The sequence below is a fragment of the Luteolibacter sp. SL250 genome (assembly GCF_026625605.1).
Taxonomy (GTDB): domain Bacteria; phylum Verrucomicrobiota; class Verrucomicrobiia; order Verrucomicrobiales; family Akkermansiaceae; genus Luteolibacter.
On record NZ_CP113054.1, the window covers coordinates 520807 to 534613 of the forward strand.

Below are 13807 nucleotides of genomic sequence, written 5' to 3' on the forward strand. Positions count from 1 at the left end.
CGCAGGTTGCGCGGAGTGTCCGCCCGGCTTACGGTTGTTAGATGAAGGCTTGTCTCGCACTGCTGGTTCTCGCCGTGCTGCCGCTGCATGCGGAGACGGCGAAGAAGAAGGCCGCGCCTTCAAAGCCGAAGACGGCGGCCACGACCAGCACCCCCAAAGCAAAGGCGGATCTGGCGGTGAAGAAGGTCGCCAAACTGGACGGAAAGGTGGCGAAGCCAGCCACGGAGAGCGCGCCGACGGAAGGCGCGGAGGCGGGAAAGAAGAGCCCGCACGGACAACCGGCGGTCATCGCCACCACCGACCTGCTCGATTTCGAGACGCTTCCGGAGGACCGCAGGAAGTTGATCGAAGGGGCGATCACCGTGGCGAAGGAGTCGCCATGGCTGCCGTACAAGTTCGGCGGATCGAGTCCGGCGGATGGCGGGTTCGACTGTTCCGGCGCGATGTATTTCGTGATGAACAAGGCGGGCCTGAAGCCGCCGCGCACCTCCGCCGACCAATACCTGTGGCTGAAGGAAGCGGGCCGCCTCCATGAGACGCCCAGTGCTCCGCTGACGCTGGATCATCCGTCGCTCGCCGCGCTGAAGCCGGGAGACCTGCTTTTCTGGGAAGGCACCTACACGCCGTCCGACGGCAGGGCGGTGAACATCACCCACGTGGCCATCTATCTGGGCCGGGAAAAGAAGGACAAGCGGCCGGTCATGATCAATGCGACGGACGGGCGGTCCTACCGTGGCAAGCAGGCGAATGGCTATGGCGTCTATGACTTCTACCTGCCGAAAGAGGGCAGCCGCGCGAAGTTTGCCGGTTACGGAACGCCGCCGGGAATCGCGGAGATGAAGTAGGAATGCCGCTCACGGCGTCATGTGGAGCATGTCCTCGGACTCCACACGACGCATGTGTCCTTCGTTCGGCTCCTGGGCGGCGGGTGGTGGCGGATCATCGGTGATGGCTTCGAGGATCCGGCGGGCGATCGGCCCGGCGACACCGGCTCCGGAACCTCCGTGCTGGACCATGACGGCGATGGCGTAGCGGGGGGCCTCCGCAGGGGCGTAGCCGATGGTCCAGGCATTGTGGCTTTTCATGCCGTGGTCCACGGTTTGCGCGGTGCCGCTTCTCCCCGCGATCACCACTTTCCCGCTGTGAAGCCTCCGCCCCACAGGACCTTCGACATACTCCACCATGGCTTCCTGTAGCTCCTGGATCCGCTTTGCGGTGATGCCATGATCCTGCAGGTCTGCCGTCATCGAGACGGGCACCGAAAGATCGATGCGCGGGGTGAACACCTTTCCGCCATTTGCGACCGTGGCCACCATCGATGCCATCTGGAGCGGGGATGCGGAGGCATGGCCCTGGCCCATTGCGATGAAGCAGGTCTCCACATCCGAGACCGGTTTTCCTTCCGGTGACTTCGGCCGGAACGTCCCGGGAGCTTCTCCCGAAAGCCTGATGCCGGAGACACGGCCGAGACCAAGGAGATCCGCGGTGACGGACATCTGTTCGATCCCAATATCCACCGACAGTCTGTGGAAATAGCTGCCACAGCCATTGGCGAACGCCTCCGGGAAGTTCTGCTCCCCGTGGGAATCCCTGCTCTTGTTGTAAAGCCAGCACGACACATGGTGCGGTCCGAACGGTGTGGCCCCGCATCCATGCCGTTTGTCTTCATGGCCGCTCCGGCAGGCTGCGAGTGAGGGGACGATGCTGAAGGTCGAACCGGGAGCGAACGCGGTGATCGCACGGTTGAGGAACGGCTTTATCCTCGAGTCCCTCAACTTGTCGTAGTGGGGTGGATCGGTGAATGTCCCGGGATCGAATGAAGGGATGGACGCGCTGGCCAGCACGTCGCCATTCGCCGGGTCCAGGATCACCACCGCTCCACGGCCGATGCCGGACTCCCGCAGCGTGTTTTCGACCACCGACTGGATGCGGGCATCCATGGTCGTTTTCACATCCTGCCCGGCTTGGAGTTCCGCATCATACGACTCCTCGATCCCGGCGGTCCCTTTGCCACCGGCATTCGGATTGCTCAGGCCGATGAGATGCACTCCAAGCGCCTTGAATGGATAATGGCGGACATTTCCTTCTTCCTTTGTCTCCGCGAGGACGATGCCATTGCGGTCGAGGATGCGGCCCCTCACAGCGGGCTTCATGATGAGGTCCGCCGCACCGAGAATGGCGAAGGGAGCCGCGAGGAGGGTGGCCAGCAGCACGATGTTCCCCGCGCCGCGTGGGGAAAGCGGGCGGCGGTTGAGTGTTCCATCCAGGATGGCGCGGATGCGCCGCTCCAGGCCACCGCCGCGCAGCATCATGGTGGCAGGGAGAAGGGCCGGGGCGGAGGGAAGGTTGGCGGAGAAATCCAGCATCTCCTCCGCATAGTCCGGCGCGGCGATACCGCGGGAGAGGACGAGGTCATCGCAGGCGGATTCCTGCTCGGTGCGGAGTTGGTGGTGGGCCACCCAAGCGAGCGGATTGAACCAATGGATAGCGAGGGCAAGGCGGGCGACGAGGAGCGATGCGGGGTCGTGCCGCCGGAGGTGGGAGAGTTCGTGCAGCAGGACGATCCGCAGCTTGTGCTCCGGCCATGTGGCGGCGGAGGCGGGCAGCAGGAGGCGGTGACGGAAAACGCCCCAGACCATAGGCATCCGGTCTTCCCGGGAAATCAGGACGTCGATTTTCCGGCGCAGCCCATGTCTGCGGGCGAGGGTGCGGACGGCATCATGAAGGGGGCCGGCTTCGCAGCGGATGGCGCGCTTGCCCAACCGCCGGAGCAGGAGCATGCCGCCGAGGGAGGAGGCCAGCATGATGGCCGTGCCCCCCAGCCAGGCCATGGCGGCGGACTCTTTCCAAGAGAGGGATGCCGTGTGTACCGGGGAAACGGCGGATGATCCCTTGGCCGGGAGGGCGGAGGAGGGGATGGTGCGTGACATCTTTCCGCCCGGAGCGGCACCTTCATCCATGGCGGTGGGATAGACCGGCTCCGGCAGTGGTGCCACGGCCTGTGGGTCCGGCTGCCAGCGCGGCACCACCTTCCACTTCGGGAGGACCGCCGCGACCGGCGGGATGACGATGGCCGCCACCAGAGTGCAGAGCAGCACATGGTGCCTGGCGGCGGCGGAGGCGGTGCGCATCAGCAGGACCACCGCGCACCCGGCGGTGAGGATCGCCAGCCCGCGCAGGGCGGTTTCGGTGGAGAGCAGATCGGTCGGGTTCATGGGTTGCCTTTCTTCCGGGATTCTTCGATGAGGACCTTCATCCGGGCGAACTGCTCCGGGCTGACGTCCCGCTTCTTCGAGAAGTGCGCGGCCAGCGCCTCATCCACCGCGCCACCGAAGAAGGTGTCCAGGACGTGCTGCAGCGCCTGCAGCCCGACCCGCGCCTTTGACTGCACCGGCAGATAGACCACCTCCCGGCCTTCCTGCCGGCGGTTGAGGAATTTCTTCTCCTCCAGGATGTGCATCATCCGCCGCACTGCCATGGGGGTGGGAGGATCCGGCAACCCTTCGGCGATTTGGTTCACCGTCGCCTCACCAAGCGAGAAGACCAGGTCCATGATCTGCCGCTCGCGGCGGCTGAGTTCTGAAAAATCGGGCATGCGTTAATTTCTTAACGCAATCGGACTGGGCGGCAAGTCATTTCGTTAAAAATTTAGCGGATGAGGTGTGCCCGGATTTACCCTACCCCAAAAAAAGAGGCGGCAGGCAACCAGGTTGCCTGCCGCCTGTGGGGAACGGGATGGGATTACTTCTTCAGGATACGGACCGCATCCGCGATCACGAATCCGGTGGCGCCTTCGTTGCTGATGACGACGGAAACGCGCTGGTCTTCCTTGAGGTTCACCTTGGTGACTTCCGCCCAGATGCCGTCGATCTGGGGTGCGGGGCGCTGGTCCACGGTGTGGGCCGTGGTCTGGTCGCCCACAATGATGGCGACCTTGGTCTTCGAGGAGCGGTTGTTGTTCGGCACGCCGGCGATCTGCACGGAGTACTCGCCCTCCTCGAGGGAGGTGAGGTCGAAGGTGGCCTTCGACTTGCCGTCCTTGGTGCCACCGTCATGGCGGTAACCGTCATCCACACCGCCGGGGATGGTGCTCACTTCCCAGGAGCCTTCGAACCTCGCCTTCGACTCATCCACGACGACGCCGTCCATTTTCGAGGAAGCGTTCATCCCCGGGCGCTTGCCGCTGGAGGCGTGGTCGAGGACCTGTTTGTCAGCGAGAAGGCGCTCCTTCAGCTTCGCGTAGTCCACCTTCTGGAGGGAGACACCTTCCTTGATGGCGTGCATCACGGCGGTCGCGCCGCTCTGGCCGAGGATCATGAACACCGGCTCCATCCGGATGCTGCCGAAGGCGATGTGGCTGGAGCTGAGGGCGATGGGCACCACCAGGTTGGACGCCTCATCTTCCTTCGGGATGATGGATTTGTAGCTGATGGGGTAGGGCTTCACGCCGACCTCGATGTTGCCCTCGTTGCGGGCGTGGCCGTCCTTCGTCACATACCGCTGGGTGTTGTGGGAGTCCATGTTGTAGGCGCCCATGCCGACGGAGTCCTCCGCGCGCTCGAACTGCTGGCAATACTGCTGCGTCATCACCACGTCGGAGATCATCCGGCGGCCTTCACGGACATAGAGCTGTTCCTGCCAGCCTCCGCCTTCCGGGAACTCATCCTTGGTCATGCCCCATTTGGAGACGATGTTGCGGACCTTCTCCGGCACGCGCGGGTGGTTCGCCAGCGACCACATCAGGCCCTGGTGGTAGTTCAGGTGGGCCTCGCGGATCTTCTTGCGCTCGTCATAGGAACCCTGCGGCCATTCGTAGTTCTGGCCGATGAAGTCGGACGCCACGCCATCGCGGTTGTTGGTGTCCGTTTTCTTGTTCGGCATGGAGGAGTTGATCCACGGAGTGCCGGTGTAGCCCGCCTCGTAGTTGCGGAAAAGGAGCTCATACCATCCCTCGTTGTAGGGTTCCGGCTTCTTGAACGGGATCCGGTTCGGGTCATGGTTCGTCAGGCACATGCGGAAGCAGTAGGCCTGGATGCGGTGGTCGCTCGCGTATTCCTCTCCCGGACCTTTCGGGTCGATGCCGAAGAGCAGGCCGCTGGACGGGTCCCCCGCCTTCACGTAGGGATCGACGCCTTTGACGATCTGGTGGTGGGTGGACTTGGCGATCTGGACGCCGTTGAGCGTCTCTCCATAGACGGCCTTCCCTTCGCGTCCGACGGTGAAGCCCACGCCGGCCACCGCCAGCAGGTCACCTTCATAGGTGGCGTCCATGAACGCCTTGCCCTCATATTTCTTGCCGGACTCCATCACGATCGCCGTGATCTTGTTGCCCTCCTTGACCACACCCTTGCCGACGGTGCCGGGCTTGGCGACCCAGAAGCCGTCGCCGCGGTCCGTCGCTTTCCCTTCACCCGTGCGGTCCAGCCGCTCGTTGTAGACGATCTCCAGGTTGAACTCCTTCACCCAGTTCTTGTAGATGCCCAGCGCCGCGCTCGGCTCGAAGCCCCACTGGGTGTCTTCGTTTGCTTCCGTCACGCTTTGTCCATCTCCCTTGAAGTTGCCCTGGGGCTGGGGCATCGCCGTCCAAGCCTCCGGCCGGGCATACCAGGACTTCACATCCTGGTAGAACTTCCGGGAAATGCCGCCGATGACCTGCTTGTTGCCGATGTCCGTCTGGCCGAGGCCTCCGGTGGTCAGGCCGCCGATCCGGTCCGTTGGCTCGATGATGATCACGGATCCGCCCATTTTTTTGACCTGCACCGCCGCCGCGATCGCCGCCGAGCTTCCACCGTAGATGACGAGGTCATGGACCTCCGCCGCGCCCGCCATCGCACATGAAAGGGGCAAAATTTTGAAAATCAGAGACTTGTGCATACGAAAAGACTTCTAAATCCAGATCCCGGCAGCGTCAAGGTAACGATCGTTTGAAAGCGTTTGGCGGCCCAGGAGTCCGCGTTCATCGGGAGACGGCGATTCATGACGACACTTCCGATGTTGAAATGTGCCGGAAATGCTCCAAATTTGGCTTCTCGGTTCATTTCCAAAAAACCCTATGAAAAAATCCGGTTCCTATCTGACCCGGGCGGTGCTTGCCGTCGTCGGGTCGTCAGCAGCGCTATCGCTGCTGCCCCGCGCGCATGCCCAACCCTCGACCGCGTTCATTTTCGAGAATTTCGACAACAATCCCACCGGCAGGGTGTTCCCGAACATCTCGACCATTTCGACAACGGCGACCTTTTCGGGAGGCTACGGGTTGTCGGGGCGTTATACGTCCCTGGGAACGGCGTATAATGATGCGTTCCTCATTCAGGATGGCGGCCTGCAGTTCGGAGCGCTGGCGTCGGCAGGGGGTAAAAAGCTGCGGGCGAGCGGATTCAACTCCGGAGCCACCGCCACCGCGATCATGATCGACGGCGGAAGGGCGGTGGGCGACACCTCGTTCGACTACTACCACCGGTTCTATTGCAGTTACCTCGTCAATTTCACCTCGATCAGCACCTTGGCAGCAGCCCGGGCCGAGATCCGTATCGGGGGCAATACCGCAGGAAGCGCTTTTGAGATGCATGCGGATGGACCGGCCAGCCCCGCCTCCACCACGCTGGCGCAGCCGCGGTTGGGCTACCAGGTGAACAACTACACGTCTTCGCCAAGTCCGGCGACCCAGGGTCTGGCGGCGAACACCACCTACCTGATGGTGGGTAGATTCACCCAGGTGGGGAATTCGATCGGTGGTGCCAGCGGAAGCTTCAACTACACGAGCGGCTCGAACAGCCTGGTGCTCCCGACGACCGCCACCGCGTTCCCAGGCGGACTGGAAGTGGGCCACCTCATCAAAGGTGCCCCGGGTTCCGGAATCCCGGACAATGCGATTGTCACCGGATTGGTGACCACCACCGACGGGAGTGTCACGACCCGGACCGTTCTCATCAACCAGAACACGACCGCCGAGTCGATGAACACCTCGGTGGACCCGCCGGTCGCGGGTCCGGCGCCACTCACCTCCGCCACCATCGTCCTGGACCGCACCTACACCTCCCCCGCACGGACGACGGCGGGAAGCAACACCCTCACCAACCTTCCGTCGGGCAACGCGCTCGCGGTGGGACATCTCGTCACCCATGCGAACCTTCCCGCCGGGACCCTGGTGACGGGAAAACCCACCGCCACCACCGCCACGGTGAGCAACAATGCGACCGTCACGGCGTCCTCTGACATCACGATCACCCTGCGCAACATCAGCCCGGTCCGGGGCACGTTCAACACGTCGTCGAACACGATGACGGTGGACCGCATCCCCGACGTCCTGGAGGGTATCAACGTCATCCCTGCGATCCGGGTGGAGCAACTCGTTGAAGGAACCGGCATCGACCCCGGTACGGTTGTCACCGCGGTGGATACCTCGACAAAAACGATCACACTCAGCAAACCCACGCTGGGATCCGGTTCGGGTGCTGCGGTGAGATTCTACTCCCGCTTTGCCAAGGCGGATATGTGGGCGCTCACGGAGGCCCAGTACGCCAACTTCATCTCAGCCGGTGGTCTGGATTCGGTGCTGAACAACGCGACGATCGGCTCCGCCGCCAATCAGGTCACCGTGAAGATTTCAGGCACCCAATCGGTCGGCAGCTGGGAATTCAACCAAGGAAAGCGGTTCGAAGTCGTGGCGCACGGCACCTCGGGATCCCCGCAGACTTTCTACCTGGACGAGATCCGCTACGGCTGGAATCTGCAGGCGGTCACCAGAAACACCCCCTATCTCACCCCGCCGCCCTCCCAGCCGAACACGGCGGGGGATGACATGAGCAAGAACTTCGTCGAGGTGAATGATGATGGTTTCGGCTGGAAATCCGGATGGTATGAACTTGAGGAAACCGGCACTTCGGGAGCCTTTGTGTCCAGCCAACCAGGCGTTGAGCTGACCCCGGGGTCGGGGAGATACCTACAGATTTTCCACCGGACGGAGGTCGGGGCTGATCAAGGGACACGAAGGAGGCCGGATCCGGCGGTGGTGGACATGAGCCAGCCGTACACGGTGAAATTCGATTACAAGACCATCGACGGATCGGGAACCGTGAACTCTTTCTCTGACCGCATCCAGATTGGGGCGGACGGACCTGCAGGTGCCGGATCCAACCTGGGGCCGAATCCGGGTGAAAGCACCAATCTGACCTGGATGGTGGGGGTGGTGGGGGGAAATGACGGCACCAACCGTGTGTTCAATTCCGATTTGCCCGAGGGCGGAACGAACAAGACGATCAACATTGGAGATCAGCCTTACTGGCATTTCTTCGATTTCGATCCCGCGAATTTCATCGGCACGTCATCATCCCCCAATTACTATGTGCCGAAAAACATGCAATCGAGTGGAGTCCCTTTCTACCAGTTGCAGACAGACACGTATTCATTCCAGATCGAGGTCAACCCCCTCACCTTTACCTACAAGGCGACCGTGACCAACCGGAGGACTGGGGAAACCGGTTCCGTTGCAAACCTCAGGTTCCGCCGTCAGATGCCTGCCCACACCCTTTTCTGGGGGGTGTCCAAGCCTGCAAATGAAACCCGGGTCGTTGGTCTGGACAACCTCCGGGTTTCCCAAGGGGTGCCCTATGTGGATCCGTTTCCATCCTGGGTTTCGTCCTTCCCGGGGGTTCCTTCGGGTCTCACGGGGCGCAACGTCGATGCGAACGGCGACGGTCGCCTGAATTTCCTGGATTTCGCACTCGACGGGAACCCGATGAGCGGGGTCCGCAGCTCGAAGGAAATCCACGCGATCAGCAATGTAGGGGGGACCAACTACTACACCCTCACCATCCCGGTGCGGACGGGGGCGACGTTCAGTGCGACCACCGGGCCGAGCATCTCGACGCAGGTGGACGGAATCACCTACCGGATCCAGGGCAGCTATGACCTGGCGAACTGGACGACCGGCCCGGATGTGGTCCCGCTGGCCTCGCCGCTCACCACCACCCCGGCGCTCAGCAGCGGATGGGAGTACAAGAGTTTCCGCCTGTCCACCTCCACCACCGCCCAGCCGAAGGCATTCATCAGGGCGGTGGTTGACAACGCGGTCTCCCCTTAATCGAGGAGTCCGCTGGACTTGAGCCAGTCTCCCACACGATCCGGCCAACTGTTCACCGGTTGGCCGGATTTTTTCATGCCATAGCCATGACCGCCCTTCACGTAGATGTGGAGTTCCGCAGGGAGGCCCAGTTTCTTGTATTCAAGATAAAGCAGCGCGCTGCCCGCGGAGGTGATGCGGTCGTCATGCGCATGGACCAGACAGATCGCGGGTGACTGTGGGGTCACGGTGAACTGCGGCTTGAGGACAAAGGAATCCTTCTCCGTCAGATAGGCCGGATAGACTGGGATCGAGAAATTGGGGGTGGCGTTCTCCGCTTCCAGTGCGGCGTCGCGTTGGTAGGTCCGCTCGTTCGCATGCAGGGTGGTCATGACGCAGAGGTGGCCGCCGGCGGAAAAGCCAAGGATGCCGATGCGGTCCGGCTTGATGCCCCACTCCGCCGCGCGGTGGCGGACGATGCCCATCGCCCGCTGGGCGTCCTGGAGCGGGATTTCGCCCTGCTTGGTGCCCTTGCGGTCGGGCACGCGGTATTTCAGCAGCACACCGGTGACGCCCAGTGTGTTCAGCCATTCGCAGACCTGGGTGCCTTCATGCTCGATGGCGAGGATGTTGTAACCGCCGCCCGGTGCCACCAGCACGGCGGTGCCGTTCGGTTTCTCCGGCTTGTAGATGGAGATGGTCGGGTCGCTGACATCCGTCACCCGCAGGACGTCGGTTTCGTTCTTCGGCGGGATGGATTTTTCCGGCCCGATGGTGAATTCGGCGGGCTCCGGGGCGCCGTCCGGCCACAGCTTTACGACGATGGGTTCGGCGGCCTGCAGAGCGCAGGCGGACGCGAGGAAAAGAAGCGGGATGAGTTTCATGGGAAGGGATGCCATACGATGCCCTCCCATTCCATCCTTCAAGCAATCTCAGCGTCCGGCCTCCGCCAGTGCGGCGATCTCCTCCTCCGCCAGCGCCCGCTTGAAAACAGCCAGGCCACCGATGGTACCGCCGAAGAAATTCCCCCAGGAACCACCACGGTGAACCGCGCCAACGGTGAAGTCCGCGCCATCCGCGCCGCCGTCGAAGATGCCGTCGGCGTAGGGGAATGGATTCCTCAGCTCCCAGGCATCCAGCTTCCCGTTCACGAAAACCCGGGAAGCCTTTCCATCATAGCTCATCGCCAGGCACTGCCATTCGCCGAAGGGGATCTTCGTGGCCCCACTGGAGTAGGTGATGCAGTATTTGTTGCCGGGGGTGCCCCCGCCGATGGCGGAAACATGGCCGTGGATGCGGTTGTCCACCGGGTAGCGTTTCATTTCATCCGCCCGGGTGGCGGTGGGTGCGTTGAGGAAGAGGCAGTATTGCCGCTTCGCGCGGGTTTCATCCCAAAGTCCGGCAATGGCCTGCCAGGCCTGCTTGTCGCGCCGCTTCACCCAGGCCACCACGGTCACCTGTGCTTCCTTTCCATGGAGGTCGAGCGGCCCCACATCCTTGCGGTCGATCTGGAAACGCTGGCCGTAGGCGATTTCCGCGGCGTGGGGGCCGAAGACTCCGCCATCCACCCGCGCGACCCCGCCTTTCTTCTCCACCAGCGAGAGGGCCTGCGTGCCGCCTTTGGAGACGCGCGGACTGCCCGCCGGTTCCTGGAAATCCCAGAAGGCGATGAGATCCGGCGTCTTCAGCACACGGTCGGCATCGCCAGCGCACGCCATGCCGCCCAACAACACCAGGAAAGATCCGGCCAGCAGTTTCATCCGGGGAGCTTGCATGATCCATGGCGTCCGCACAATCACCCGGAAGTGGTGTCCGTGCCCGCTGGACAAGTCCGCCACCAGCAGCCAGAACTCCGATCATGCGAATCCTTCCCATCATCGCCGCGGCGGTTGCCGCCATCGCGCCACTGCATGCCCAGGAGCAGGCAACGGCCAACGAACTGTCCATCCGCGGCGGGCTGCCGAACTTCTTCGACAAGCTGAAGAAGGGCGAGGAAGTCCGGGTCGGCTATCTGGGGGGGAGCATCACCGCCGCGAACGGCTGGCGGGTGAAGTCGCTGAAGTGGCTGAAGGAGCAGTATCCCGCCGCGAAGCTGTCCGAGATCAACGCGACCATCGGTGGCACGGGTTCCGATCTGGGGGTCTTCCGTGCGGACCAGGATGTCATTTCAAAGAAGCCGGACCTGTTGTTCGTCGAGTTCGCGGTGAATGACGGCGGCCCTGCGGAAAAGGTCCAGCGCTGCATGGAGGGCATCGTCCGCCAGACCTGGAAGGCGGATCCCACGACGGACATCTGCTTCGTCTATACCCTGTCCGAACCGATGCTTCCCGCCTACAAGGATGGGAAGTTCACCACGGTGGCCACCGCCATGGAGGGTGTGGCGGACCACTACCAGATCCCCAGCATCGCCTTCGGCCCGGAGGTGACGAAGCAGGTCCTGGATGGATCGCTCATTTTCACCGGCAAGCCGGACCCGGCGAAGCCCGGGCAGCGCTACTTCACCGGCGACTCCGTCCACCCGAATGACACCGGCCATGAGGTCTACCAGACGGTCATCGCCCGCAGCCTCACCGCCATGAAGGACTCCGGCACGGGCGGTCCATACAAGCTCGTCGGGAAGGAACCGCTCCGTGCGGACAACTGGGAGAACGCGAAGATCGTCCCCATCACCCAGTCGATGCTGAAGGGTAAGTGGACCAAGCAGGATCCCACCCAGCCCGGACCGGCGAAGACATTCCACAACCGTGTGCCGGAATTCTGGAAAGCGGAGGAAGCCGGTGCCTCCATCGAGTTCATCCTGGAAGGTTCCGTCGCGCAGGTCTATGGACTGGTTGGCCCGGATGGCGGGGAAGTGGAGATCAAGGTGGATGAACTGGCTCCGAAGAAAGCCCTGCTCTTCGACAAGTACTGCACCTACCACCGTCTCGGGAAGATGGACCTGTTCTCCTCTCCGTCCGCCGACCGTCACACCATCTCCGTGACGCTCACCGGGAAGATGCCGGACAAGGCGAAGATCCTCTCCGGGGAGAATCTCAAGAAGATGGAGGCGAATCCGGAGCCGTATGCCAAGGCGGTCTGGTATGCGGGATCCCTGCTGGTGCTGGGGGATGTCGCGGAGTGATGCCGCCTCCCTTTCTCCCGGAGATGAAAGCCGCCTTCCTCCTTTTGCCGCCCGCCGTCCTGCTCGCCTCGTGCGCGGGGCCGGGCGGCACCACCGCCAGCTCCCCGCTGGAGCTGCTGCCCGCGAAGCCGGAGAAAGGGACGCTTTTCAAATACTATCAGACGCAGGCGGAATCCCCCCGGAAGAACAACTGGGCCGCGCCGCTCGATTTCTCCGGGATCTCCTGGAATGACACGCGTTGCGCCACGCTCATCTCGCCTTCCCATGTGGTGATGGCCGCGCACTACATCCGGGACGCCCATACGCCCGCCGTCTTCCATGACCGGTTGGGCCAGCCGGAGGAACGGTTCATCGTCTCCCACAAGGTGCTGGCCGGTGTCGGTGACATCGCGGTGGGGAAGCTGAACATGCGCCTGCCGTCAGGCTACAAGGCCTACCGCTTCGCCAGCCCGGCGGATGTCACGCCGGGCACGCCCGTCATCACCACGGACCAGACACTCACCGCTTCCATCCACCAGGTGAGGGAGGTTTTCGGGAAAGGCATCGCGTTCGATTGGGTGCCGTCCATTGATCCTGTCTACCGCCGGCACCTCATCCCCGGGGATAGCGGACATCCCACCTTCATCCTGAAGAATGGGGAACTGCTGTTGGTGGAAACGCACACCACCGGCGGCCCGGGTGCCGGGCCTTTCTACGGGGATCCGGAGGTGCGGCAGGCCATCCGTGCCGCGATGGCCGAGCTGGGGGATTGACCTACGTTCACGGCTCCACGCCCGCCAGCTTGTCCGGATTCCGGACGATGTAGATGGCCTTCAGCTTTCCGCCGCCGAAGGCGAAGGTCATCGCACTGAGATTGCCATCCCCGCCGCGGATGATGACCCCGGGTGATCCGTTGATGCGGACGAACCTCGCCGGCGGCGGGCTGTCCGGATGGAAACGCCGCAGGCCGATGAACATGCGGCCGATCTTGTCCGGACCGTAGATCGGCAGGATGGCGGCGCGGACCTTTCCGCCGCCGTCACTGTAGAGGACGGCATCCTCCGTGAGCATGGAGATCAGGTCGGACAGCTCTCCGGTCTGTGTCGCCTGGATGAATTCCGCGACCAGCCGTTCCGCCTCCTCCGTGGCGGTGGGGCCGGGTTGTTCCATGGTGCCGAGCCGGGTCTTCGCCCGGGAGACCATCTGGCGGCAGTTCGCGGCGGACTTGCCAACGATCTCCGCGATGGCGTCATAGTCATGGCCGAAGGCCTCCCGCAGCAGGAACACGGCGCGCTCCACCGGCGACAGTTCCTCCAGCATCATCATGAAGGCGGTGCCCAGGGAGTCTGCCAAGGCGGCGGGGGAGCCGTCGCTTTCCCCGAAGATAGGCTCCGGCAGCCAGGTGCCGACGTATTCCTCCCGCTGGCGGCGGGCGGAGCGCATCTGGTCGATGCACAGGCGGGTGATGGTGGTGGTGAGCCATGCCTTCGGCTCCCGGATGGTGGAGGCATCCTCCAGCCGGTGCCAGCGGAGGTAGGTTTCCTGCACCATGTCTTCCGCCTCCGTCACGCGGCCGAGCATGCGGTAGGCGATGCTGAAAAGCAGGGGGCGGCACTCGTCGGTCGTGGACATGAGGGAAGGGGACGGTG

General features: G+C 63.2%; 10 protein-coding genes. 4 read left to right on the top strand and 6 right to left on the bottom strand.

What is annotated here, in order from left to right:
- Window positions 1-41 precede the first annotated feature (41 nt).
- Entirely contained in the window at window positions 42-845 is an 804-nt protein-coding gene (locus OVA24_RS02350; protein ID WP_267673152.1) for a C40 family peptidase, read from the top strand.
- Between the two features lie 9 nt (window positions 846-854).
- Here the strand turns inward: OVA24_RS02350 and OVA24_RS02355 are convergent, their stop codons facing one another.
- The 3 genes from OVA24_RS02355 to OVA24_RS02365 form a co-directional block, all read right to left on the bottom strand.
- The gene (locus OVA24_RS02355) at window positions 855-3215 is read right to left on the bottom strand and encodes a penicillin-binding transpeptidase domain-containing protein (RefSeq protein WP_267673153.1); all 2361 of its coding nucleotides are present in this window, start codon (window positions 3213-3215) and stop codon (window positions 855-857) included.
- On the bottom strand, window positions 3212-3595 hold the full coding sequence (locus OVA24_RS02360; RefSeq protein WP_267673154.1) for a BlaI/MecI/CopY family transcriptional regulator: 384 nt from the start codon (window positions 3593-3595) through the stop codon (window positions 3212-3214). Before OVA24_RS02360 ends, OVA24_RS02355 begins: the two co-directional genes overlap by 4 nt.
- 146 nt (window positions 3596-3741) lie before the next feature.
- Window positions 3742-5847, bottom strand: a complete 2106-nt coding sequence (locus OVA24_RS02365; protein ID WP_267673156.1) for an FAD-dependent oxidoreductase — start codon at window positions 5845-5847, stop codon at window positions 3742-3744.
- A gap of 205 nt (window positions 5848-6052) precedes the next feature.
- Here OVA24_RS02365 and OVA24_RS02370 point away from each other — a divergent pair, with 205 nt between their 5' ends.
- Window positions 6053-9079 carry a hypothetical protein gene (locus tag OVA24_RS02370; protein WP_267673158.1) on the top strand — a complete coding sequence of 1009 codons (3027 nt, stop codon included), beginning with the start codon at window positions 6053-6055 and terminating at the stop codon, window positions 9077-9079.
- On the opposite strand, the gene OVA24_RS02375 is transcribed toward OVA24_RS02370, so the two are convergent.
- Together OVA24_RS02375 and OVA24_RS02380 are read right to left on the bottom strand one after the other, a co-directional pair.
- Window positions 9076-9942 (bottom strand): alpha/beta hydrolase, encoded by an 867-nt coding sequence (locus OVA24_RS02375; RefSeq protein ID WP_267673160.1) that lies wholly within the window; start codon window positions 9940-9942, stop codon window positions 9076-9078. The two genes, OVA24_RS02370 and OVA24_RS02375, sit on opposite strands and share 4 nt — an antisense overlap.
- 48 nt (window positions 9943-9990) lie before the next feature.
- Entirely contained in the window at window positions 9991-10818 is an 828-nt protein-coding gene (locus OVA24_RS02380; protein ID WP_267673163.1) for a LamG-like jellyroll fold domain-containing protein, read from the bottom strand.
- A 98-nt stretch (window positions 10819-10916) separates the two neighbouring features.
- Between OVA24_RS02380 and OVA24_RS02385 the strand changes: the two genes are divergently transcribed.
- Window positions 10917-12179: an SGNH/GDSL hydrolase family protein gene (locus OVA24_RS02385; protein ID WP_267673165.1), complete on the top strand. Its 1263-nt coding sequence runs from the start codon at window positions 10917-10919 to the stop codon at window positions 12177-12179.
- Window positions 12180-12202: 23 nt separating this feature from the next.
- The gene (locus OVA24_RS02390; protein WP_267673167.1) at window positions 12203-12931 is read left to right on the top strand and encodes a trypsin-like serine peptidase; all 729 of its coding nucleotides are present in this window, start codon (window positions 12203-12205) and stop codon (window positions 12929-12931) included.
- 7 nt (window positions 12932-12938) lie between these two features.
- Here the strand turns inward: OVA24_RS02390 and OVA24_RS02395 are convergent, their stop codons facing one another.
- Window positions 12939-13790 (bottom strand): RNA polymerase sigma-70 factor, encoded by an 852-nt coding sequence (locus OVA24_RS02395; protein ID WP_267673168.1) that lies wholly within the window; start codon window positions 13788-13790, stop codon window positions 12939-12941.
- Between the last annotated feature and the right edge of the window lie 17 nt (window positions 13791-13807).